This is a genomic window from Micromonospora endolithica (genome assembly GCF_003626595.1).
In the GTDB taxonomy this organism is placed as follows: domain Bacteria; phylum Actinomycetota; class Actinomycetes; order Mycobacteriales; family Micromonosporaceae; genus Micromonospora; species Micromonospora endolithica.
Map to the genome: position 1 here is coordinate 52,318 of NZ_RBAK01000018.1, position 22,317 is coordinate 74,634.

Below are 22,317 nucleotides of genomic sequence, written 5' to 3' on the forward strand. Positions count from 1 at the left end.
TGGTCGCCTCCGGTGGGTGGGAGCTTCACGTCAGTGCGTGCGGCCGGGGGAGGCAGCGTGTCCGGTGGGGAAGGTCCGTTCGTCGTCTGTGTCAGTCCCGACCTGGCGTTGCGGGAGCGCGTCGTACGCCAGCTCGACGGGGTGGGGTCGGTCCTGAGCTGCGCCGATCTCGCCGAGCTGCGGGCGCTGCTGTTCGCGCCGACCGAGGCCGGCGCGTCCGCGGAGCCGGTGCCGCTCGCGTCGGAGCGCCCGGTCAGCTGCGGTGACCTGGTGGTGGACCGGGCCGGGCACCTGGTCACCTGGCGGGGGACGCCGGTGGCGCTGACCCGGACCGAGCGGGAGCTGCTGGCCCGGCTGGCCAGCCCGCCGGTGACCCTGTGGAGCTACGAGCGGCTGTTCGGCTCGGTCTGGGGCGGGGCGTACCTGGGCGACACCGCGATCCTGCACTCGGCGGTGAAGCGGCTCCGGCAGAAGCTCCGCGGCCTGTCCGGCGGCCCGCAGGTGCAGACCGTCCGAGGGGTGGGCTACCGCCTCACGCCGCCCCCGGCCGGGTGATCCGTCGGCCGGTCGCCGGCCGGCACGTGACACGATGGCGCGGTGAGTGGTCTCGTCCAGCCCGGGTACGCCCCGCCGGCCGGTCCCGAGCCGTCCCCGTCCGGCCGCCCCGCGCGCTGGCTGGTGATCGCGACGGTGGTCTGGGCGGTGGTGCTCGCCGCCCTCACCTGGTATTCGGTGCGTACCGACCCGCCCACCGTGCGGGAGCAGCGCACCCTCTCCGACGCCGGTCCGGTGGTGGACGGCGCGATCGGCCAGCTCTCCGGCGCGCTCGGTGGTGACGCGGTGCCGGCGTTGACCCCGCCGCGGGTCGACCGGGGCTGCCGGGTGACCCCGCTGGCCGACGGGGCCGTACTGCGGCGCGGGATCACCGTGGTCGTTCCCGCCGGTGCGGAACGCGCGCTGCTGGAACGGGTGTCCGAGCGGCTACCGGACCACTGGCGCCCCGGCGTCCGGGTCACCTCCACCGGGCCCCGGCTGCGGGCCGACGCGGGGGAGTTCGTCCTGGTCGAGGGCCGGGTCGAGGAGGAGGGCCGGGTCACCTTCACCGCCGACACCGGCTGCCGCCCGGTCGGCGACGACTACGTCCGGCCGGCGATCGGCGCCGGGGCGGGGCCCGACGTCGACGCCCTGACCGCGGCGCTGCGCGCCCTCGGGCGTCCGGACCAGCCGGTCGGCGACCACGACCAGGCGGCCTGCCCGGGGGGCGGCACCGTCCGGACGGTCCGCGCCGAGGCGGTCCCGGCACCGCCGGACCCGGTGGCCGCGCTCGCACCGCTGGCCAACGGCGCACCGGTCGTCGCCACCGGCACGGTGTACGCCTACCGCGCCGGCCCGGTCGGCGTCGTCGCCGAGCTGACCGGCGACGGGGTACGACTCACCGCCACCACCGGCTGCGCGGGCTGACCGACCTCCTGGCGGGTCAGTGGCCGCGGTCGCTGTCGTGCGGGCCCCGGCTGCGGCCCAGGGCGTCGACCCTGCCCCACCGGCCCGGGATGTCCAGCAGCTCCACCCGGCCCATGCCGTCCGGCACCGCCGGGTCGATGATCAGGTGTTCACCCTGCGGCTCCAGGCCGAGCATGACCCGCAGCAGCAGCAACGGGGTACCCGCCGACCACGCCTGCGGGCTGCACGCCGTCGGGTACTTGACCGGGTACTCGGTGAGGGCCCGTTCGTAGCCGGCGAACACCTCCGGCAGCCGCCCGTCGAAGAACTGGGACGCCGCCATCATCGTCTCGCAGATCTGACCCGCCTCCTTGCGGAAGCCGTACCGCCACAGACCCCAGGCGATGAGCGAGTTGTCGAACGGCCAGACCGTGCCCACGTGGTAACCGATGGGGTTGTAGCGCCCCTGGTCGTCGGCGAGGGTCCGGATGCCCCAACCGGAGAAGAGGCGGGGGCCGAGCAGGTGTTCGACCACCCGCCCGGCGCGGGACTCGTCGACGATGCCGCTCCACAGCAGGTGCCCGATGTTGGAGGTGAGCGCGTCCACCTGCCGGCCCTCCGGATCCAGGGCGAGCGCGTAGTACTCCCGCTCCGGGATCCAGAAGTCCCGGTTGAACCGGATCTTCAGCTCCGCGGCCTCGCGCTCCAACCGGTCGGCGTACGCCGGATCGTTCCAGAACAGCCGGGCCATCCGGGCACCCCGGATCTTCGCGTCGTACGCGTAGCCCTGTAGTTCGCAGGTGGCACGTGGGAACCCGGGCAGCCGCCCGTCACGGTACGAGATCCCGTCCCACGAGTCCTTCCAGCACTGGTTCTCCAGGCCGGTGTCCGGGTTGCGGGTCTGGAACCAGAGGTAGCCGGTGCCGAGCAGGTCGCCGTACGTGTCGATCCAGGCGAGCGCGGCCCGGGTCGGTGCCTCCAGATGCCGGACCAGGTCGGCGTCGCCGGTCCACCGCTCGTACTCGTCGAGCAGGATGACGAACAGCGGCGTCGAGTCGGCCGACCCGTAGTACGGCGAGTGCGGCTGCTCCTCGAACCCGGCGGTCTCGCCGTACCGCAGCTCGTGCAGGATCTTGCCCGGCTCCTCGTCGCGAAAGTCGTCGAGCCGGTTGCCCTGTAGCCCGGCGAGCAGCAGGATCGTCGGGGTGATCAGTTCCGGCAGGAACGGCACCACCTGGAGCGAGGTGATGATGCTGTCCCGGCCGAAGAGGGTCATGAACCACGGCAGCCCGGCCGCCATCAGCCGGACGCCGAGCGCGATCGACTCGTAGCGCAGTGCCGCCAGGTCGTTGAGGCTGCGCCGGTACGCCCCGGCCAGCGGCTGGCAGTCGCACCCCAGCTTCGGGGCCTTGGCGATCAGCTCGTTCTGTTCGGCCTCGATGTCCGCCGGGCTCCGGCTGCCGCCGAGCGGAAGGGTGGCCCGGATGTCCTCACCGCGCGAGCCGTAGATCACGGTGGACACGTGCAGTCGGGTGGTCCACTCGTCGTGCGGGCCGATCCGGACGCGGAAGGTGATGCCGGCCAGGTCGACGTCGCCCGGTGAGCTGGTGGTGACCACGGTTTCCCGCCGGAACGCGTCCCGTCGGTAGGTGAGGCGCAGCTCGTCCGGGCCGACGGTCGCGGTGGTGCGGCCCTGCTTGCGGATGGCGGCGTCCTTGATCTCGAAGAGGTCGGCGAAGTCCGCGCCGACGTCAAGCCGGACGGTGAACTCCACCTCCTCGCGGGTGTGGTTGAGCACGGTCAGCTCCTCGGTGAAGCCGCCGCCGATCGCGCGGCTGCGGATCACCGAGACCTTGGCGTCCAGGTAGTGCGTCGGCTCGCCGGGCACCAGGAAGAAACGGCTCTGGAAGGACCGGTCCTCGTCGACCGACAGCGCGTGCAGGCGTTCCCCGTCCAGGGTGAGCAGCCAGGTGGAGAGGAACCGGGTGTCGAAGGAGAACAGCCCGGTCGGGGTGTCCGGGGACGGCTCCACGTCGCCGCGCCGGTCGCTGACCAGGAAGGTGTTGCCGTCCAGGATGCTGACGATCTGCTTCACCGCGGTCGTCCGGCCTGTGCGCGGACGATGTCGCGTGGGTCCCGGGCGCCCGGCGGGGACGGGAAGAACCGGCGGAACGCCAGGAACAGCACGACGTTCCCGCCGAAGGTGCTCTCGTTGCGCAGCATCGCCGCGATGGCCTGGGCCCGGCCGGTCACCAGCCGGTCGAACAGGTCCTCGCTGCTGTGCCAGATCGCGTCGGCCGGCCCGCGGGCGCGGGTCACCTCGGCCTCGCCGGGTTGCAGCCGGACCAACCAGTGGGTCGTCCCGTCGCCGGTGGCGAGGTCGATCTGTATGGTGCCGGCGACTGTGCTGCGCAGCACCGCCGGGGCGCGTGACGGCAGCGAGTCGAAGAACCGCTCGATCGCCTCGCTCACAACCGAATCGTAGGCATTCGCCCGACTCGCTGGGTGGGTATCGGAAGTCCGCTCACCGTTCCCCGGTGAACACCCGGTCAGTAGACGAGCGCCTGGGCCCCGTCCGCCATGGCCTCCTCGACGAAGACCGCCGCACCGGCGATCCGGATGCCCGGCAGCACGTCGTCCGGGCCGATGTCCCGGCGGGCCGCGCACTGGGTGCAGGCGGTGACCGTGCCGGTGGTGAGGATCACGTGCAGCAACTCGGCCAGCGGTGCCGAGTGCGGGAGTTCGAACTCCTGTGCCCGCCCGGGCAGGGCGAACCAGGTCGACTCACCGGTCAGCCAGAGCGACACCGGGACGCCGGCGGCGGCCGCGGTGGCGGCGACGGTGAATGCCTGCGCGCAGCGCTCCGGCGCGTCCGCGCCAGCGGTGGCCTTGACGACCAGAGTGCGGGCCATGGGGCCCAGCATAGGATGGTCGGCGATGGTCACCGAGATCGGGTTCGTCAGCCTGCTGGTCGCCGGCCTGGGCGCGCTCGCCGGTGGCCTGGTCTATGTCGCCGTACGCATTTCGAGAGGACGCTGGTGAGCGCGAGGAGCGAGCCCGGTTTGCGAGCCCCGCAGTCGCGAACGAAGGTGGCCTGGTGAGCGCGAGGAGCGAGCCGGGTTTGCGAGCCCCGCAGTCGCGAACGAAGGTGGCCTGGTGAGCGCGAGGAGCGACGAGAATCCCCTGCAGCCGCCGTGGCTGAACGCGCCGCCGGTCGAGGAGTACCCCTTCGAGGAGAGCCACGACCTGCGGGTCGGTCCGAAGCTGCACCCCACGCTCGACCCGCTGCTGCCGTACGTCGGGGTGTGGCGGGGGCGCGGGCGGGGCGGCTTCCCGACCATCGAGGACTTCGACTTCGCGCAGGAGATCCGGATCAGCCACGACGGCCGGCCGTTCCTGTTCTACGAGTCCCGCGCCTGGATCCTGGACGAGCAGAGCCGGCCGGTCCGTCCGGCCGGTCGTGAGGTCGGCTGGTGGCGGCCGGTGCTCGACGGCGACCGGGCGACGGACGAGTTGGAAGCGCTGATGACCACCCCCACCGGGGTGATGGAGCTGCACATCGGCAAGCGGAAGGGCACGCAGATCGAGTTCGTGACCGACGCCGTGGTGCGTACCGCGACGGCCAAGGAGGTCACCGCCGGCCACCGACTCTTCGGCATCGTCGAGGGGGCCCTGCTGTACGCCCAGGAGATGGCCGCGCTCGGCCACGGCCTGTCCCCGCACCTCTCCGCCCGCCTCCTCCGCGTAGCCGGCTGACCCTCGTCCCCCGCCCCGTCGATCATGGGGTTGACGTGCCGACACGCCGATGGCCGGCACGGCAACCTCATGATCAGCGCGGGGCGGGCGGGGCGGGATAGCCCAGGTGGGACCGGAGGGCGGCGGTTCGGGGCGAGCGGGGCAGGGCGGTGCCGTCGAGGGTGCGGACCTCGGCCAGCCCGCGGACCGACGAGATCAGCCACACCCCGTCGGCGCGGCTCAGCTCCGCCGGGGTGACCAGGCGTTCCTCGGCTCGCAGGCCCAGCTCACCGGCGTGGTCGAGCAGCCAGCGGACGGTGATCCCCGGAAGCACCCCGGTGGTCGCCGCCGGCACCGTGCACAGCGTCACCCCGGTGAGCCACACCACGTTCGAGGTCGGCCCCTCCAGCGCGTACCCGTCGGTGGAGACCCAGAGCACGTCGTCCACGCCCGCCCCGGCCGCCCAGCGGCGGGCGGCGGAGCTGGCCCCGTACGAGGTGGACTTGATGCCGACCGGCAGCCAGCCCAGCTCGGGGCGGTGCCCCGCGGCCACGCCGAGTGACAGGGTGGCCACGGTGATCCCGGTCCGACGCTGGTCCCGGGCCGACGCCGGCACCTCGGCCAACGTGGCGTAGACCGTCGGCGGCCCACCACCCTCCGGACCCCGCGTGCACACCAGCCGCAGCGCCCCCTCCACCTCGGCGGGCCATCCGGCGGCGATCTCGTCGAGCAGCTCGGTGATCTGCGCGCGGGGCGGCAGGGTCAGCTCCACGGCCTCGGCGGCGCGGGCCATCCGGTCCAGGTGCGCGTCGCGCAGAAAGGGACGCCCCGCCCGCAGGTGCATCGTCTCGAAGAGCCCGTCGCCGCGCAGGACGCCCAGATCGTCGCCGCGCAGCACCGGCTCGGCCGGTGTCACCGCCCCGCGCCCGAGCACCGCCATCCTCGCCGCCACCACGACCGGAGCGTAGCGGCGGACCGGTCGCGCCCGGTAGCCGCGCGGCACGGCGAACTATGATCGGACGGTGTCCGAATCCTCCCTCGCGGAAATGCTCCGCGCCCGTGGGCTGCGGCTGACGGCGCAGCGGCAGCTGGTCCTCCAGGCGGTGCTGGACCTGGGGCACGCCACCCCGGAACAGGTGCACACGGCGGTCCGGGAAGTGGCCGCGGGCGTCAACATCACCACCATCTACCGCACGCTGGAGCTGCTGGAACGGCTCGGCCTGGTCACCCACACCCACCTCTCGCACGGTTCGCCGACCTACCACGCGGCCGGCGAGGACCAGCACGTCCACCTGGTGTGCCGGGAGTGTGGCGCGGTCGACGAGATCGACCCCGACCTGCTGCGCCCGCTGGCCGACCGGTTGGCCGACCAACGGGGATTCCGGGTGGACATCGGCCACGTCTCGCTCTTCGGTGTCTGCGGTCGCTGCCAGAACGGGGAACCAACATGATCGACATCGCCGGCGCGGTGGCCGTCGAGAGCATCGACGAGGCCAGTCGCGACCAGCCCGAGCCGGCGCACGCGGCGGCCGGTGTCCGGGGGGTGGCCGCGCACTACGGCGACCCGCTCCGCGAGCAGCGCACCCTGGACACGGCCGTCGGCCTGGTCGACCGCTCCCACCGGGGCGTCGTCGCGGTCCCGGGCGAGGAGCGGACCGGCTGGCTGCACACCGTCACCACCCAGCACCTCGCACAGCTCGGCCCCGGTCAGGGCACCGAGCTGCTGGTGCTCTCCCCGCACGGGCACGTCGAGCAGCACGCGATGGTCGCCGAGGACGGCGTCACCACCTGGCTGGACACCGATCCGGGCAGCACCGGCGCCCTGCTCACCTATCTGGAGCGGATGCGGTTCTTCAGCAAGGTCGAGCCCCGGGACGCCACCGCCGAGCACGCGCTGCTCTCGCTGGTCGGCCCGGGCGCGCCGGACGCGTTGGTCACCCTCGGCGTCACCGACCTGGCCGCACCCGACGTGCTCGCGGTGCCGGGTCCGAAGTTCACCACCGGGTCCGTGCCGCCCCGACCCACCGCGCTGTACGACGTCCGCCCGCTGCCGGCCGGCGGCTGGGCCCGCCGGGGCCCACTCGGCGTGGACCTGCTGGTTCCCCGGCCCGCGATGGACCAGGTGGTCGCCGAGCTGCGCGGCGCGGGGGTGCCGCTCGCGGGCCTCTGGGCGTACGAGGCGGTGCGGGTGGCCGCCCGAAGGCCCCGGGTCGGGGTGGACACCGACCACCGGACGATCCCGGCCGAGGTGGACCTGATCGCGCCGGCCGTGCACCTGGAGAAGGGCTGCTACCGGGGGCAGGAGACGGTGGCCCGGGTGCACAACATGGGCCGGCCGCCGCGTCGGCTCGTACTCCTGCACCTGGACGGGGTGACCACCGACCAGCCGCCGGTCGCCGGCACGCCGGTGACGCTGGACGGCCGGGCGGTCGGTTTCGTCGGCACCGCCGTGCTCCACCACGAGCTGGGCCAGGTGGCCCTCGCGGTGGTGAAGCGCAACGTCGGAGAGGATGCCCCGCTCCGGATCGGCGACACCGCCGCCGCCATCGACCCCAGCTGAGGTGCAAGGAAGGGCCCCTTGTTAACGCCTCGTGTAGAGGAAGGGTCCCTTCCTAACGCCTCGGTCGCCGGAAATCCTGCGGTCGACCGGTAACCGGTCCGCCGTTTAGGATCCGGGGCATGACGACAGGGACGTTGATCACGGTTGCCCCCACCGGCGCGGAGTCGGCGAAGGCGGAGGTCCCCGCGCTGCCGGTGACCCTCGACGAGCTGTTGCTGACCGCCAAGGAGTGCGAGGCGCTCGGGGCCGCCGTGATCCACGTCCACATCCGGGACGACGAGGCCCGGCCGAGCCTGGACCCGGGACGGCTCCGGGCGACCGTCGCGGCGCTGCGGGAGAGCACCGACCTGATCGTGCAGCTCTCCTCCGGTGGCGCGGTGACCGACCCCGAGGGCGCCCGGCTCGCCGTGCTCGACGCCGCGCCGGACATGGCCTCCTGCACCATGGGCACGGTCAACTTCGGTGACGACGTGTTCCTCAACCGCTGGGAGTTCATCGTCGACCTGCACACCCGGATGCAGGAGCGGGGGATCGTGCCGGAGTACGAGATCTTCGACCTCGGTCACCTGGCCGCGCTCCAGCGGCTGCTCGGAAAGTACGGCCTGCCGGCCGGCGGCCACGTGCACGTCGACTTCGTGATGGGCGTGCCGGGAGGCATGCCGGGCACCGCCGCCACCCTGGTGGCCGCCCACCAGATGCTGCGCGACCTGCCCGCGGGCACCACGTTCTCGGCCACCGGGGTCGGCCGTAGCACCATTCCGGTCCTGCTCGCCTCGCTGGCCACCGGTGGGCACCTGCGGGTCGGCATGGAGGACACCGTGACGTACGCCAAGGGACGGCCGGTCGAGTCCAACATGCAGCTGGTCGCCCGTGCGGTCGGCTTCGCGCAGCTCGCCCAGCGCCCGCCGCTGACCACCGCCGAGGCACGGGACCTGCTCGGCGTGTCGGCCGTACGACGGTAAGTGGTCCTCAGCGAGGCGGTCCTTTACGCGCATCCGTGACGGACCTGGTCACCCGCCCGCGCGGGGTGATCGGCGGGCGGTACCGTCCACCTCGTGGGAAAGACGTACGAGGGCGGCGCGCCGCTCACCGAGGTGGTCCGGTCCGGTTTCGTGGAGGGCGCGCACCGCGGTTCGGTGGTGGTCCTCGACGGCTCCGGCGCACCGCTGGCCGCCGCCGGTGACGTCACCTCGCCGGTGTTCCCCCGCTCGTCGAACAAGCCGATGCAGGCGGTCGCGATGCTGCGCGCCGGACTGCCGCTGACCGACCCGGCCGACGTGGCGCTGGTCTCGGCCAGCCACGCGGGGGAGGAGTTCCACCTGGCCCGGGTCGGCGCGCTGCTGGCCCGTGCCGGGCTGGACTCGTCGGCGCTGCACTGCCCACCCGACCTGCCGGTCGGCGAGGAGGCCCGGGAGGCGGTGCTGCGGGCCGGCGGCGGCCCCACCCGTACCCAGATGAACTGCTCCGGCAAGCACAGCGGCATGCTGCTCACCTGCCTGACCGCCGGCTGGCCGCTGGACGGCTACTGGCGTCCGGAGCACCCGTTGCAGCAGTGCCTGCGGGAGGCGGTGGAGGAGTTCACCGGCGAGCGGGTCGCGGCCACCGGTGTGGACGGCTGCGGCGCACCGGTGTACGCGGTGTCCCTGACCGGCCTCGCCGGGGCGTACCTCCGGCTGGTCGACGCGGAGCCCGGCGCGGTGCCAAGAACCGTGGCCGACGCGATGCGTGCCCACCCGGAGATCGTCGGCGGCACCCGGGCCGACGACACCCGGCTGATGCGCGGTGTGCCCGGCCTGCTGGCGAAGGTGGGGGCCGAGGGGGTCATCGCCGCCGCGGTACCCGGTGTCGGCGCGGTCGCCCTGAAGATCGACGACGGCGCGTCCCGTGCCCGCATGCCGGTCCTGGTGTCCGCGCTGCGCCGGCTCGGCGTCACCGCCCCGGTGCTGGAGGAGTACGCCGAGGTCCCCGTCTTCGGCGGCGGCCTCCCGGTGGGCGCCGTCCGCCCCCTCTGGTAACGCCCCATCAGGGTCCGCCCCCTCTGGTGACGCTCCATCAGGGGAGGAAGGTCAGGAGGGCGTTGTTGACGGGGGCGGGGCGTTCGAGGGGGAGGAGGTGTGCCGCGTCGGGTACGTCGGGTAGGCGGACCGCTTCCGGCGCCTCGGCGGCGATGCGGTCGGCGAGCCGGCTGACGTCGGGGAGGTCGGCCGCGCCGGCGGTGGCCAGCACCGGAATCCGCAGCTCGGCGAGGCGATCGATGGCCGGTGGGTCGAGTTCGGCGACCTCGACGGCGCTGAGCGCCCGTTCGGCGGCGAGTGCCCGCAGGTCCATCGCGAAGGCGAAGGCGGTCAGGTTCGGGTCCACCTCCTTGGGGTCGCGGCGGGGTCCGACCACCCAGAAGCGCACCTCGGCGGCGGCGTTCGCATCCAGGTCCTCCGGGTCGATCTCGCCGATCACCTCGTCCCAGAGGTCGTTCGCCTCGTCGGACCAGGCGTTGCCGGAGACGGCGGCGCCGAGGAGGGCCAGCGCGGTGATCCGGTCGGGGTGGGCGAGGGCGGTGTCGATGGCGACCGCTCCGCCGAAGGAGCAGCCGACCAGGGCGGCCCGTTCGATGCCGAGCGCGTCGAGCAGTCCGACCACGTCGTCGTGGTGCGCGAACGGCGTGGGCGGCAGCTCCGAATCACCGTAGCCACGCAGGTCGGGGACGATGACCCGGTGTCGGTCGGCGAGCGCGGGCAGCTGGCCCCGCCACATCCGTCGGTCGGCGATGCCGGCGTGCAGCAGGACCACCGGCGAGCCGGTGCCCGCCTCGTCGTACGCCAGGGTCGCGCCATTGACTTCGATCTTGGCCATTCCCCCGACATTACGGGTCTCCGGGATGGGCTCGCAACGCCGATCTGAGACGTTGCTAACTGCGGCTAGCGTTTTGCTTGCAGGAGCTAGCAGGGCCGGTTAGCGTTCGGAGCATGGCCACTGGCAAGGACCTTCCCGACGTCGGCGCGTTCATTCGCGACCTGCGCCGGAACGCGAAGATCTCCCTCCGGCAGCTCGCCGACCAGGCGGGTGTCAGCAACCCCTACCTCAGCCAGATCGAGCGCGGTCTGCGCAAGCCGAGCGCCGAGGTGCTCCAGCAGCTCGCCAGTGCGCTTCGGGTCTCGACCCCCGCGATGTACCTGCGGGCCGGCCTGCTCGACGACAAGGAGGGCCAGGGCGTGCTCGCGGCCATCGCCGTCGACCCCGAGCTGACCATGGCGCAGAAGCAGTCGCTGACCCAGATCTACGAGACGTTCCGCCGGGAGAACGCGCGCCTCGCCGAGGCGACCGCCACCACCGACGGACCGGAGGGGTCGACGCCGCCGAGCCCGGGCCCGACCGCTCCGACGACGGCGGACGCGCCGGACCTGGCCAACCTGGCCGCCACCGGTCCCACCACCCCGCAGGGCACCCCGACCGAGACGGTCGTCGACGCCGCGCCGACCGCGCCGGCCGGGCCCACCAGCCCGACCGAAGCGGTCATCGAGTCGGTCGCCGTCAGCGAGGCCGGTTCCGCCCCCGCTCCCACCCCCGCCAAGAAGGCCGCTGACGCGGCCGAGGAGGAGAAGTCATGACCCAGCCGAAGACCAACCGCATCCCGGCCCCGCTCTACGCCGCCGCCGGCGCCGGCGAGCTGGCCTTCCAGCAGCTGCGCAAGCTGCCCGCCGTGGTCACCGACCTCGGCAACAAGGTCGTCACCGACGGCACCCGGGTGGTCACCGTCCTGGGTGGCCGGGCCGTGGTGACCGGCGTCGAGCTGCGCCAGAAGGCCGACGAGACGCTGCGTACGGCCACCCTGAGCGCCGGCACCCTGCGGGAGAAGGCCCCGGCCGACCTCGCCAAGCTGCGCGAGGCCGCCGACCTCAAGCGGCTGCGGGAGACCGCCGACCTGGAGAAGCTGCGCGAGGCCACCGACCTGGACCGGCTCCGGGGCCTGGCCACCCGCAACGCGGCTGTGGTCGTCGCCGGCGCGCAGGTGGCGCAGGAGCGGGCGCTGGCGGCGTACGCCGCACTGGTGGCCCGGGGCGAGCGCGTGGTCGGCGCCGGCGTCCTGGAGGCCGCGGACACGGTGAACGCCGACATCGAGGCCACCGAAACCGCCGTCACCACGCCGGCCACCGCCGCCGTCACCACCCCGGCCGTCGGGGTCGAGGACAAGGCCGCCGTCACCACCCCGGCCGTCGGGGTCGAGGACAGGGCCACCGCCGAGGTTCCCACCCCGGCCGACATCGCCGAGGTGGTGGAGGCCAAGCCGGCCGCCGCCAAGAAGCGGGCGACCAAGGCCGCCACCAAGTCGGCCGACACCCCGTCGGCGAAGCTGCCCCGGGCCACCAAGAGGACCCGCCCGGCCGCCGAGTAACACCGACGTCACCGGCCGGTGGAGGGCTGCCCGGCGGCGACCGAGCCCGGCCCGCCGGGTGGGGGCTGGCCGATCGCCTGGTGTCACCGGCCGGTTTCGGGCGGCAACCGCCGTCGTGCAACTCCCGCCGCACCGCGACCCCGGAGCCGTCCTGTCGGACGATTCCGGGGTCGCCGGCATAAGCTTGCCGGCATGGCCATCGCCGCGCCGCTCTTCGCCTTCGCCATCCGCGAGGTGATCGAGCTGATCCTGCTCGCCTTCGCGCTGATCGTGCAGGGCCTCGCCCTGGTTCACGCCATCACCCAGCGCTCCGACGGCTTCAACGCCATCGGCACCCTGCCCAAGGGTGGCTGGGTGGCGATCCTGGCGGTCACGCTGCTGTTGACCCTGCTGACGCGTACCTCGCTCAGCATCTTCGGGTTGATCGGCATCGCGGCCGGCCTGATCTACCTGCTGGACGTGCGGGTCGGCCTGCGCGACCTGAGCGACGGCAAGGGGTGGTGAGAGGCTTCCGCTGGCCACCCCCACCGGACGGCGGGCCGCGCACCTGGGGCCCCGGGCCGGGCGGGCCGCGTACCGGCCGTCCGGCGCTGCCGGAGCCGGAGACCGAGCTGGTCGCGACGCCGCACGGCGTGCACCTGGAGCAGCTCGTCACCGGCTCGGGTGAGCCGGTCACGGTCTTCGCGCACGGGCTGGGCAACGGGATCGCGACCACCCGGCCCTTCGGCAGTGGCGTGGCGGGCCGCAAGGTCTTCTTCCAGTTCCGGGGGCACGGCCGCTCCGACGCTCCGCCGGGGCCGTGGAGCTACCTGGACCTCGCCCGGGACCTCCGGGCGGTCGCCGACCTCGGCGGTGCCGGCCGGGCGTTCGGGGCGAGCCTCGGCGCGGGTGCGCTCTGCCGGCTGCTGGTGGAGAGCCCGGAGCGTTTCGCGCGGCTGGTCTTCTTCCTGCCGGCCGCGCTGGACCGGCCACGCGGCGAGGCGGCCCAGCAGCGGTTGACCGCGTTGCTGGAGGCCGTCGAGACCGGGGACGCCTCGGCGGTCGCCGAGGTCGTCCAGCTGGAACTGCCGCCGGTCGTGCGCAACACGCCGGCCGGCTGGTCGTACCTGCGGCAGCGTCTCGACCACCTGCTGCGCGACGGCCTGGCACCGGGGTTGGCCAGCCTGCCCGGGACGGTGCCGGTCTCCGACGCGGGCGCGCTGGCCGCGGTCACCGCGCCCGCCCTGGTGATCGGCTGCGCCGGCGACGACATCCACCCGGTCGAGGTCGCGGAGCAGCTCGCGGCCGCGCTTCCCCGGGCCACCCTGCACGTGTACGACCGGCCGGGCGTCCTGTGGACCGAACGCGCCGACCTGCGGAGCCGGATCTCCGCCTTCCTGAACGAGTAGCCTGCCTGCTCATGGGCATCACACATCACGGCCGTACGCACCGGCTCGACCTCGCCGACCCGACCCTGCGCGAGTGGGAGTGCACCGTGCTGCACGCCGACCCGGAACAGGGCATCGTGCTGGACCGGTCGGCGTTCTATCCCGGCGGCGGCGGGCAGCCGCCGGACCACGGCGTGCTGCTGTGGCAGGGCGTGCAGACCCGGATCGTCGGCACCCGCAAGGGCGACGACCTGTGGCTGATCCCCGCCGAGGGTGACCCGGTCCCGCCGGCGGGCACCACGGTGACCGGCGCGGTCGAGGACGACCGGCGGACCCGGCTGATGCGTACGCACTCCGGCCTGCACGTGCTGTGCGGCGTGGTGTTCCGCGACTTCGGCGCGCTGGTCACCGGCAACTCCATGGAACCCGGGGAGGCCAGGATGGACTTCAACCTGCCCGAGGTGCCGCCGGACTTCAAGGCCCGGATCGAGGAGCTGGTCAACGCCGAGGTGGCGGCCGACCGGTCGGTGGCCGTCCGGACGCTGCCCCGGGCCGAGGCGCTGGCCCTGCCGGACATCATCCGCACCCAGTCGAACCTGATCCCGCCGGACGAGCAGGAGGTGCGGATCGTCGACATCGTCGGTCTGGACGTGCAGGCCGACGGCGGCACACACGTCGCCTCCACCGCGCAGATCGGCAAGATCCAGGTGGTCAAGGTGGAGAGCAAGGGCCGCGCGAACCGCCGGGTCCGCGTCCGCCTGGCCGACTGAGCGGGCCGCCGGCCACCCAGGGGCGGCCCGGCGGTATGCATCTCCTGCTATGCATCGAAACATTTACATGTGTTTCGAGTCTCGTGTATGAAGACTGCAGGCACGTCTCGGTGCTGGTTCCTGGGGAGGAGCGACGATGAAACCAACCCTGCGCCGCCGTCTGCGAACGGCAGCGGTCACGCTCGGCGCCTGCACGCTCGGGCTGAGCCTGCTGTCGGTACCCGCCGAGGCGTACTCGGCCCAACCCGTCGCGCCACAGTCCGTACGGGCACCCGAGGCGGAGCAGTTCTCGGCGGAGGGAGTCACCACGGTCGGAGAACTCCGGACCGTCGACGGCGTCCTCTCCTCCGCCCGGGACAACGGGACACAGATCATCCGGCACCCCGGCGCCACGTACGTCAAGGTGCACTTCCGCCTTCTGCGACTCGGTCCCGGCGAGTACGTCACGGTGTCCAGCCCCGACGGTCGGGAGAGCTACCGGTACGACCGCGACCTCGACCGGGCGACCGGTTCGGACTACACCACCGACGGGCAGCCCGGTTTCTGGGCGATGTCGGTGGAGGGTGACACCGCAGTGGTGAAGCTGCACGGCAACCGTTCCTCCCGGCGCGCCGCGGTGACCATCGACCGGTTCTGGCGCGGCTACGACCGCGACGAGATCAGCGCGCACAACTTCTCCATCCAGTCCGTGTGCAGCACCGACGCGCGGCGCGACGTGGTCTGCTACCAGAACAGCCACCCCACCGAGTACGCCCGTGGCAGGGCCGTGGCGCGGCTGCTGATCAGCGGTGGTGGGCTGTGCACCACCTGGCGGGTCGGCGACACCAACCGGATGTTGACCAACAAGCACTGCTTCTCGACCCAGTCCGCCGTCAGCGGCAGCGAGATGCAGTTCAACTACCAGTGCGCCACCTGCGGCGGCGCGAACCCCGGGGCCGGCACCAAGGTCAGCGGCGCCACCCTCTACAAGGTCAGCAGCGGCGGCTCCAGCCAACTGGACTACGCCCTGTTCTCGGTCAACAACTTCACCGCCATCCAGGGATTCGGCACGCTGTACCTGGCGACGACCGCCACCAGCACCGGCACCCAGATGTACATCCCCGGTCACGGCGACGGCAGCCCGAAGCGGCTGTCGATCTTCGAGAACGCCCAGAACAGCACCCGGTGCACGGTGCGGAACGGGAACTACAACACCTGGAACATCAGCTACAGCTGTGACACCTCCGGCGGCAACTCGGGCTCGCCGGTGCTGAACTCCAGCCACCGGGTGATCGCCCTGCACCACCTCGGCGGTTGCCCGTCGAACCAGGGCGCGAAGGCGCACCTCATCTACAACGAGATCGCCAGCCTGATCGACAACGGCTGACCACGACCGGGCACCACCGGCCGCCGGGGCGCGAGAAGCGCCCCGGCGGCCACCACGTAACGCCCCGGCCGCCGGGCCGGCCCGCTACCGCGGCGGCAGGTGGGCCGCGCGTACGTCGAGCAGCCAGCGTTCCACGACGTCCTCGTCCGGACGGTCGGGCAGCGGCGTCCGGATCCGGGCGAAGTCGTGCTCCGCCTCGGCCAGCAGGTTCCGGGCCGCTTCCAGGTCGCCGCCGGCCACCCGTTCGCCGAACTCCCGGAACCACTCCGGGTCGGCGAGCCGGATCTCCAGCACCCCGGTGGCGTAGAGCAGGCGGCCCTGGTGCAGCAGCCTTGCCAGGTGCCGGGCGTGCTTGCCGGTGCGCCGCCGTACGTCGGAGGAGAACGTGCCGTCGCCGCGTGACTCCAGCTTCCGGAACTGCTGCCCGGCGTACCCGAGGAAGGCGTCCCGGACCCGGGGCGCGGACAGGAACGCCGACCGGATGGCGATCAGCCGGTCGCCGTGCTCGGTCCGGGTCTCGTAGCAGTCGTCGGGCAGCCAGGCCAGCTCGGTGGCCGTCGGGTTCCCGCTCAGCGCCAGCCGGCACCACTTGCGCGCCTCGTGCAGGGTGACGTCCGGGTCGGTGGTGACCACCGACTCCTTCGGCGGATACAGGCCGTGGAACGCCACCGTGGGCGCGGCGAACACGCCGATCCGGTCGACGTCCGAGCCCGGCCCGGCCAGCCCGTACGCGACCGAGCCGACGACCCCGGAGAGCAACAGGTGCATGCCCGCGATCATGACCGAGAACACGGTTCTCCGAAACCGGACTTCGGCTGTCAGGTATGGGTGTCAGGGTCGGTGGCATGACGACGACACCGCTGACAGGGAGGGTCGCGCTGGTCGCCGGGGCGACCCGGGGCGCCGGCCGGCAGATCGCGGTCCAGCTCGGGGCGGCCGGCGCGACGGTCTACGCCACCGGGCGCAGCAGCCGCGCCGGCCGCTCGGAGATGGACCGTCCGGAGACGATCGAGGAGACCGCCGAGCTGGTCACCGCCGCCGGGGGCACCGGAATCGCGGTCCGGGTCGACCACCTGGTGCCGGAGCAGGTACGCGACCTGGTCGCCCGGATCGACGCCGAACAGGGCCGGCTGGATGTGCTGGTCAACGACATCTGGGGCGGCGACCCGCTGGTCACCTGGGAAAAGCCGGTCTGGGAGCAACCGCTGGACGCCGGGTTCCGCACCCTGCGCCTGGCGATCGACACGCACATCGTCACCAGCCACTTCGCGCTGCCGCTGCTGAACCGCCGCCCGGGTGGCCTGGTGGTGGAGATCGGCGACGGCACGAAGGCGTACAACGACGAGAACTACCGACTGTCGGTCTTCTACGACCTGGCGAAGACGTCGGTGAACCGGCTGGCGTTCAGTTGGGCGCACGAACTGAAGCCGTACGGGTGCACCGCCGTCGCGCTCACCCCCGGCTGGATCCGGTCCGAGGCGATGCTGGAACACTTCGGGGTCACCGAGGAGACCTGGCGCGACGGCGCGGCCACCGACCCGCACTTCCTCATCTCGGAGACACCGGCGTTCGTCGGGCGTGCGGTCGTCGCCCTCGCCGCCGACGAGGAGAAGGCCCGCTGGTCCGGCCGGTCGGTGTCGGCGGGTGAGCTGGCCCAGGTGTACGGCTTCACCGACGTCGACGGCAGCCGGCCGGACGCCTTCCGCTACATCACCGAGGTCGTCGACGCCGGCAAGCCCGCCGACGTGACCGGCTACCGCTGAATGCAAGGAAGGGCCCCTTATTAACGCCTGGTGTATAGGAAGGGTCCCTTCCTAACGCGAGCCGCCCGAAGCGGTCGCCGCGTAGAGCGCCGCCGAGCGGGCCGCCGCCTCGGCCAGGAGCGACCGTAGCTCCGGCGGGTCGAGCACCTCGGCCTCCGGCCCCAGCGCCAGCAGTTGGGCGTACGCCACCTCGACGGACTCGACCGGGAGCCGGACCGTCGTCCGGCCCTGCCCGTCGGGGCCGTCGGCGGTGGCCAGCGCCTCGTCGTACGCGAAGGGGGCGTCGGCGTGGAAGCGGAGCAGGCGCAGGCCGGCGGCGCTCAACCGCAGCGTGACCGATGCCCGGAGCACGCCGCGCTGGAACGTCTCGGCCTGCTCCCGCCAGTATCCGGCCAGGTCGAAGCCCTCGTCCCGGGTGAAGGTCGCGTCGCCCACCTCGACGGCGGTGACCCGGTCCACCCGGTACGTCCGGACGTCGTCGCCGACCCGCCCGACCAGGTACCAGATGCCGTTCTTGAGCACCAGCCCGTACGGGCACAGCTCCCGGGTCACCTCACGGTCACCGCGCCGGTACCGCAGTGCCACCACCCGGTCGCGCCACACCGCGCCGGCCAGCTCGGTCAGCCACGGCGGCGGCCCGGACTCACGGAACCATCCGGGCACGTCCAGGTGGAACCGCTGCCCGGTGCGCAGCGGCGCGTCGCGTAGCGCGGGCGGGAGCGCCGCGAGCACCTTCAGCTCGGCCGAGGCGACCGCCTCGGCAAGCCCCATGTCTTCCGCCGGACCGGGCAACCCGGCCAGGAACAGCGCCTCCGCCTCGTCCCGGCTCAGCCCGGTCAGCCGGGTCCGGTAGCCACCCAGCAGCCGGTAGCCGCCGGCCCGCCCCCGGTCCGCGTACACCGGCACGCCGGCCGCGGACAGCGCCAGCACGTCCCGGTACACGGTCCGCTCGGACACCTCCAGCTCCCGTGCCAACTCCGCGGCCGTCATCGCGCCCCGCGCCTGGAGCAGCAGCACCAGGGAGATCAACCGCGAAGCCCGCACCCGCCCATTGTGCAAGGAAGGGCCCCCGCTTAACGCCTGCGGTAGAGGAAGGGCCCCTTGTTAACACGCCCCGCGCGGATCGCGCCGCCCGCGCGCCCCGCGGGGATCGAGCGCCCCGCGGGGATCGCGCGCGCCGCGGCGGATCGCGCACGGCCCGGCGGGGCGGCGGGCGGGTGGCTCAGCGTCCGCCGGGGGTGAGCAGTCCCCGGTCGTACGCGGTGGCGACGGCGGCGGCGCGGTCGTTGACCCCGAGCTTGGCGTAGACGTGCAGCAGGTGGGTCTTGACGGTCGCCTCGCTGATGAACAGTCGCGCGGCGGCCTCCCGGTTCGACGAGCCGCGCGCCACCAGGGTCAGCACCTCCAGCTCCCGCTGGCTCAGCGGCTCCTCGGCGGGGGCCCGCAGCCGGCCCATCAGCCGGCCGGCGACGCTCGGCGACAGCACCGACTCGCCCCGGGCGGCGGCCCGCACGGCGCGGATCAGTTCCTCCCGGGGCGCGTCCTTGAGCAGGTACCCGGTCGCGCCGGCCTCGATCGCGGGCAGCACGTCGGCGTCCGTGTCGTACGTGGTGAGCACCAGGACCTGCGCGCCCTGGCCGGCCCGGGTCAGCCGGGCGGTGGCGGTCACCCCGTCCATGACCGGCATCCGCAGGTCCATCAGGACCACGTCGGGGCGCAGCGTCGCGGTCAGGGCCAACGCCTCGGCGCCGTCGGCGGCCTCGCCGACCACCTCGAACCCGGGGTCGCCGGTGAACATGCCCCGCAGGCCGTCGCGGACCACCGGGTGGTCGTCGACGATCAGGAGGCGTACCGGCCCGGTCACGAGGCGGCTCCGGGGAGCGCGGGCACGGTGGCGGAGACGGCGGTTCCGCCGCCGGGTTCGGACTCGACGGCGAGCCGCCCACCCACGCGACGGACCCGTTGCCGCATCCCGGCCAGACCGAAGCCGCCCTCCGCCGACTCCGGCGGGCGGCCACCGGGGTCGAACCCCACCCCGTCGTCGCGCACGTCGAGGGTGACCACGTCCTCCATGTACGACAGGGTCAGCCCGACCCGGGTGGCACGGGCGTGGCGGGCGGCGTTGGCCAGCGCCTCCTGGGCGGCCCGGAGCAGGGTCACCTCGATCTCGGGGTGCAGGGGACGGGGTGTTCCGGTCGTGTTGATCTCACCGCGTACCGCGTTGATCGTCGACCAGCGCTCGGTCAGGTCGGCCAGGACCTCGGGGAGCCGCGCCCGGTCCAGCGGTTCGGGGCGTACCGCCCGGACCGAGCGGCGTGCCTCGGTGAGGCTCTCCCGGGCCAGGGCGAGGGCGTTGTCGAGGTGCCGCCCCTGGTCCGCCGGCCGGGCCCGGCTCTGCCCGGCCGCCTCCAACTGGGTGATGATGCCGGCGAGCCCCTGCGCGAGGGTGTCGTGGATCTCCCGTGCCATCCGCTGCCGCTCGTCCAGCACGCCGGCCTCCCGCGCCTGGGTGAGCAGTTGCGCGTGCAACCCCTCGTTCTCCCGCATCGTCTCGGCCAGCCGGTCGTTCGCCTCGGCCAGCTCGACGATCAGCCGTTTGCGTTGGGTGTTCTGCCGTTCGCTGACCGTCCCGAACCAGACCAGGCCCACGGCCACGCCCATGTTGAACAGCACCAGCACGCCCCACAGCCCCCAGTGCAGCGGGGAGCGGGGCAGGCCGCCGCCCTGCGCGGTGGCGATCAGCACCGCGGTGGCGGCGGTGCCGGCCAACCGCCAACCGCCGTGCAGCACCAGTGCGGCGTGCAGGAAGCCGACCCAGGCGAAGAAGCCGTACCACGGGCTGGTGAGGACCAGCCCGCCGGCGAGGACGAGCAGCCCGGCGTAGTAGGCACCCATCAGCGTCCGCCGGCTCGCCCAGTGCGGGTGCAGGGTGACGAACCAGGTGACCCAGGCGCAGGCGGCCAGGGCGAGGCCGAGGCTGACGGCCCGCGGCCCGGCGCCGGGAGCGGGCGCGAGCAGGGCCAGCGCCGTGCCGACGGCCAGTCCGAAGTACGGCACCGACCGGTAGAGGACCGTCTCGCGATCCTCCCAGGCGGCGAGCCGGTTGACCTTCATGGCCGTGCTGGTCTTCGGCACTGCTCACTCCCAGCGGAACAGCTTCGCGGCGGCGGTGCCGGCGACGACGGCGACCAACGCCATTATGGCCAGGTGTGCGGGCTGGGGCGCGGTGCCGGTCCAGGCGTCGAGCAACGCCTGTACGCCGGGCGGCGTGTAGTCCCCGATCCGGATCAGGAAGTCGGGCAGCAGGAACCGGGGCAGGTAGACCCCGCCGAAGAACATGACGAGCATGAACAGCGGGATCGCCATCGCCTGTGCCGCCTTGGTGGTCCGGGCGAGCGCGGCCACCAGCAGTCCCAGCGCGAGCAGCGCCGCCGTGCCGAGCAGGAAGGCCACCGTGAAGCCCAGCGCGTGTCGGGGCAGCGGCACCCCGAACGCCAGCCGGGCGACCAGGACGAGCAGCACGGCGCTGACCACGATCGCGCCGAGGGTGACCACGAGCTGGGCGGCCAGCAGCGCCGCCGGGCTGGCCGGGGTGGTCGCCAGCCGGCGCAGCACCCCCCGCTCCCGGTAGGTGGACAGGACGGTGGGCAGGATGTTCACCCCGGCCGCGGCCAGCGTGATCACCAGCAGCGACGGGGCGAAGTAGCTGACGAACGGCTGGCCGTCGAAGTTCGGGTCCGGTCGGCGCATGCTCGGGATGAACCCGAGGACCACCAGGATCAGGGTCGGCAGCCCGACCGTGGTCAGCAGCGTCGGCAGGTCCCGCAGGTAGAGCCGCGTCTCGATCCGGAGGATCTGGCGGAAGGCGTGCATCGTGCCGCTCCCTCAGTGGTCGTCGGGACGGTGACCGGTCAGCTCGACGAAGGCGTCGTCGAGGGTGGACTGCTCGACCCGCAGGTCGGCGACGGTGATCTGGTGCCGGGCGAGCGTCGAGGTGACCGCCTGGAGCATGCTGTCCCCGCCGGTCACCACCACCTGGCTGCCGCGGTGCTCCACCGTGACGACCTCCGGCAGGTCGGTGAGCAGCCGGTCGTCCAGCGGCACCGACACCCGGAACCGGAGCCGCTGCCGCGGGGCGGCCCGGGACACCAGCGCGGCCGGGCTGTCCAGCGCGACCACCCGCCCGGCGTCGATCACCGCCACCCGGTCGCAGAGCCGTTCGGCCTCCTCCATGAAGTGGGTGACCAGCAGGATCGTCACGCCACCGTCCCGTACCCCTTCGATCAGCCGCCAGGTGTCCCGGCGGGCCTGCGGATCGAGTCCGGTGGTCAACTCGTCGAGGATGGCGACCTCCGGGTTGCCGACCAGGGCCAGCGCGATGGACAGGCGTTGCTTCTGCCCGCCGGAGAGCTTCTTGTACGCCGCGTCGCGCTTGTCGCGCAGGCCCAGCTCGTCCATCAGCCGCTCCGGGTCCGCCGGGTCCCGGTAGAACGAGGCGTACAACTCGAGCGCCTCGCCGACCCGGATCCGGTCGGGCAACTGGCTCTCCTGAAGCTGCACACCGACCCGTTCGCGCAGCCGGTCCGCGTCCCTGCGGGGGTCCAGCCCGAGGACGGACACCCCGCCCCCGTCGGGAACGCGGAGCCCGGCCACACATTCCACCGTGGTGGTCTTACCCGCGCCGTTCGGCCCGAGGATGCCGAAGATCTCCCCGGCCTCCACGGTCAGTGAGACGTCGTGCACCGCCACCTGCTCCCGGTAGCGCTTGTGCAGGTTGGTCACCTCGATGACCGGCATCGCGTCCCCCTCACCGACGACGTCGTACCCGATCAGGATCGTCGGGTGCGGGCGGCGCCGGATCGACCGCGCGGTGATGATCTCCGGCGGGCGTGGTTGACCCCCGCGATCCACCAACCGGTGGATGCG

General features: G+C 73.2%; 26 protein-coding genes. 15 read left to right on the forward strand and 11 right to left on the reverse strand.

All coding sequences use genetic code 11. From position 1 onward, the window contains the following. Positions 1 to 57: 57 nt before the first annotated feature. On the forward strand, positions 58 to 555 hold the full coding sequence (locus tag D7223_RS29550) for a winged helix-turn-helix domain-containing protein (RefSeq protein ID WP_120732446.1): 498 nt from the start codon (positions 58 to 60) through the stop codon (positions 553 to 555). A gap of 42 nt (positions 556 to 597) precedes the next feature. Continuing rightward, on the forward strand, positions 598 to 1,461 hold the full coding sequence (locus D7223_RS29555) for a hypothetical protein (protein WP_120732448.1): 864 nt from the start codon (positions 598 to 600) through the stop codon (positions 1,459 to 1,461). Between the two features lie 16 nt (positions 1,462 to 1,477). Here the strand turns inward: D7223_RS29555 and D7223_RS29560 are convergent, their stop codons facing one another. The 3 genes from D7223_RS29560 to D7223_RS29570 form a co-directional block, all read right to left on the reverse strand. Further along, positions 1,478 to 3,535, reverse strand: a complete 2,058-nt coding sequence (locus D7223_RS29560; protein WP_120732450.1) for an amylo-alpha-1,6-glucosidase — start codon at positions 3,533 to 3,535, stop codon at positions 1,478 to 1,480. After that, positions 3,532 to 3,912: an SCP2 sterol-binding domain-containing protein gene (locus tag D7223_RS29565; protein WP_120732452.1), complete on the reverse strand. Its 381-nt coding sequence runs from the start codon at positions 3,910 to 3,912 to the stop codon at positions 3,532 to 3,534. The genes D7223_RS29560 and D7223_RS29565 overlap by 4 nt, the downstream gene beginning before the upstream one ends. A 77-nt stretch (positions 3,913 to 3,989) precedes the next feature. After that, the gene (locus tag D7223_RS29570; RefSeq protein WP_120732454.1) at positions 3,990 to 4,364 is read right to left on the reverse strand and encodes a DsrE family protein; all 375 of its coding nucleotides are present in this window, start codon (positions 4,362 to 4,364) and stop codon (positions 3,990 to 3,992) included. Between the two features lie 13 nt (positions 4,365 to 4,377). Here D7223_RS29570 and mtfM point away from each other — a divergent pair, with 13 nt between their 5' ends. Both mtfM and D7223_RS29575 read left to right on the forward strand, forming a co-directional pair. Continuing rightward, entirely contained in the window at positions 4,378 to 4,482 is a 105-nt protein-coding gene (gene mtfM / locus D7223_RS34055; RefSeq protein ID WP_043966460.1) for a small membrane protein MtfM, read from the forward strand. Positions 4,483 to 4,596: 114 nt separating this feature from the next. After that, positions 4,597 to 5,196: a heme-binding beta-barrel domain-containing protein gene (locus tag D7223_RS29575; RefSeq protein WP_120732457.1), complete on the forward strand. Its 600-nt coding sequence runs from the start codon at positions 4,597 to 4,599 to the stop codon at positions 5,194 to 5,196. A gap of 73 nt (positions 5,197 to 5,269) precedes the next feature. On the opposite strand, the gene D7223_RS29580 is transcribed toward D7223_RS29575, so the two are convergent. Further along, positions 5,270 to 6,130 carry an aminotransferase class IV gene (locus D7223_RS29580; protein WP_120732547.1) on the reverse strand — a complete coding sequence of 287 codons (861 nt, stop codon included), beginning with the start codon at positions 6,128 to 6,130 and terminating at the stop codon, positions 5,270 to 5,272. 67 nt (positions 6,131 to 6,197) lie between these two features. Here D7223_RS29580 and D7223_RS29585 point away from each other — a divergent pair, with 67 nt between their 5' ends. From D7223_RS29585 to D7223_RS29600, 4 genes are all read left to right on the forward strand, one after another. Then, positions 6,198 to 6,626 carry a Fur family transcriptional regulator gene (locus D7223_RS29585; protein ID WP_120732459.1) on the forward strand — a complete coding sequence of 143 codons (429 nt, stop codon included), beginning with the start codon at positions 6,198 to 6,200 and terminating at the stop codon, positions 6,624 to 6,626. Further along, positions 6,623 to 7,735: a CAF17-like 4Fe-4S cluster assembly/insertion protein YgfZ gene (ygfZ, locus tag D7223_RS29590; RefSeq protein ID WP_120732461.1), complete on the forward strand. Its 1,113-nt coding sequence runs from the start codon at positions 6,623 to 6,625 to the stop codon at positions 7,733 to 7,735. The genes D7223_RS29585 and ygfZ overlap by 4 nt, the downstream gene beginning before the upstream one ends. 119 nt (positions 7,736 to 7,854) lie before the next feature. Further along, on the forward strand, positions 7,855 to 8,697 hold the full coding sequence (locus D7223_RS29595; RefSeq protein WP_120732463.1) for a beta-keto acid cleavage family enzyme: 843 nt from the start codon (positions 7,855 to 7,857) through the stop codon (positions 8,695 to 8,697). Between the two features lie 93 nt (positions 8,698 to 8,790). After that, positions 8,791 to 9,750, forward strand: a complete 960-nt coding sequence (locus D7223_RS29600) for an asparaginase (RefSeq protein ID WP_120732466.1) — start codon at positions 8,791 to 8,793, stop codon at positions 9,748 to 9,750. A 37-nt stretch (positions 9,751 to 9,787) separates the two neighbouring features. Here the strand turns inward: D7223_RS29600 and D7223_RS29605 are convergent, their stop codons facing one another. Then, the gene (locus tag D7223_RS29605; protein WP_120732468.1) at positions 9,788 to 10,585 is read right to left on the reverse strand and encodes an alpha/beta fold hydrolase; all 798 of its coding nucleotides are present in this window, start codon (positions 10,583 to 10,585) and stop codon (positions 9,788 to 9,790) included. Between the two features lie 113 nt (positions 10,586 to 10,698). On the opposite strand from D7223_RS29605, the gene D7223_RS29610 reads away from it, so the two are divergent. The 6 genes from D7223_RS29610 to D7223_RS29635 all read left to right on the forward strand — a co-directional run bounded on the left by D7223_RS29610 (position 10,699) and on the right by D7223_RS29635 (position 15,628). Then, on the forward strand, positions 10,699 to 11,340 hold the full coding sequence (locus D7223_RS29610; protein ID WP_120732470.1) for a helix-turn-helix domain-containing protein: 642 nt from the start codon (positions 10,699 to 10,701) through the stop codon (positions 11,338 to 11,340). Further along, positions 11,337 to 12,125, forward strand: a complete 789-nt coding sequence (locus tag D7223_RS29615; RefSeq protein WP_120732472.1) for a hypothetical protein — start codon at positions 11,337 to 11,339, stop codon at positions 12,123 to 12,125. The genes D7223_RS29610 and D7223_RS29615 overlap by 4 nt, the downstream gene beginning before the upstream one ends. Positions 12,126 to 12,317: 192 nt before the next feature. Beyond that, positions 12,318 to 12,629 (forward strand): DUF2516 family protein, encoded by a 312-nt coding sequence (locus D7223_RS29620; RefSeq protein ID WP_120732474.1) that lies wholly within the window; start codon positions 12,318 to 12,320, stop codon positions 12,627 to 12,629. Next, positions 12,626 to 13,513: an alpha/beta fold hydrolase gene (locus D7223_RS29625; RefSeq protein WP_120732549.1), complete on the forward strand. Its 888-nt coding sequence runs from the start codon at positions 12,626 to 12,628 to the stop codon at positions 13,511 to 13,513. Before D7223_RS29620 ends, D7223_RS29625 begins: the two co-directional genes overlap by 4 nt. 11 nt (positions 13,514 to 13,524) lie before the next feature. Continuing rightward, on the forward strand, positions 13,525 to 14,262 hold the full coding sequence (locus D7223_RS29630; RefSeq protein WP_120732476.1) for an alanyl-tRNA editing protein: 738 nt from the start codon (positions 13,525 to 13,527) through the stop codon (positions 14,260 to 14,262). Positions 14,263 to 14,398: 136 nt separating this feature from the next. Next, positions 14,399 to 15,628, forward strand: coding sequence for a trypsin-like serine peptidase (locus D7223_RS29635; protein WP_120732478.1), 1,230 nt, complete (start codon positions 14,399 to 14,401; stop codon positions 15,626 to 15,628). 84 nt (positions 15,629 to 15,712) lie between these two features. Here the strand turns inward: D7223_RS29635 and D7223_RS29640 are convergent, their stop codons facing one another. Then, entirely contained in the window at positions 15,713 to 16,396 is a 684-nt protein-coding gene (locus D7223_RS29640; protein ID WP_120732551.1) for a nucleotidyltransferase domain-containing protein, read from the reverse strand. A gap of 77 nt (positions 16,397 to 16,473) precedes the next feature. On the opposite strand from D7223_RS29640, the gene D7223_RS29645 reads away from it, so the two are divergent. After that, positions 16,474 to 17,391, forward strand: coding sequence for an SDR family oxidoreductase (locus D7223_RS29645; RefSeq protein ID WP_120732553.1), 918 nt, complete (start codon positions 16,474 to 16,476; stop codon positions 17,389 to 17,391). Positions 17,392 to 17,442: 51 nt separating this feature from the next. Here D7223_RS29645 and D7223_RS29650 read toward each other — a convergent pair whose 3' ends face one another. From D7223_RS29650 to D7223_RS29670, 5 genes are all read right to left on the reverse strand, one after another. Next, on the reverse strand, positions 17,443 to 18,435 hold the full coding sequence (locus D7223_RS29650) for a helix-turn-helix transcriptional regulator (protein ID WP_120732480.1): 993 nt from the start codon (positions 18,433 to 18,435) through the stop codon (positions 17,443 to 17,445). Positions 18,436 to 18,613: 178 nt separating this feature from the next. After that, the gene (locus D7223_RS29655; RefSeq protein ID WP_120732482.1) at positions 18,614 to 19,255 is read right to left on the reverse strand and encodes a response regulator; all 642 of its coding nucleotides are present in this window, start codon (positions 19,253 to 19,255) and stop codon (positions 18,614 to 18,616) included. After that, positions 19,252 to 20,526 carry a sensor histidine kinase gene (locus D7223_RS29660; RefSeq protein WP_238162281.1) on the reverse strand — a complete coding sequence of 425 codons (1,275 nt, stop codon included), beginning with the start codon at positions 20,524 to 20,526 and terminating at the stop codon, positions 19,252 to 19,254. Before D7223_RS29660 ends, D7223_RS29655 begins: the two co-directional genes overlap by 4 nt. 3 nt (positions 20,527 to 20,529) lie before the next feature. After that, the gene (locus D7223_RS29665; RefSeq protein ID WP_120732484.1) at positions 20,530 to 21,264 is read right to left on the reverse strand and encodes an ABC transporter permease; all 735 of its coding nucleotides are present in this window, start codon (positions 21,262 to 21,264) and stop codon (positions 20,530 to 20,532) included. Between the two features lie 12 nt (positions 21,265 to 21,276). Then, positions 21,277 to 22,188, reverse strand: a complete 912-nt coding sequence (locus D7223_RS29670; protein ID WP_120732558.1) for an ABC transporter ATP-binding protein — start codon at positions 22,186 to 22,188, stop codon at positions 21,277 to 21,279. Positions 22,189 to 22,317 lie beyond the last annotated feature (129 nt).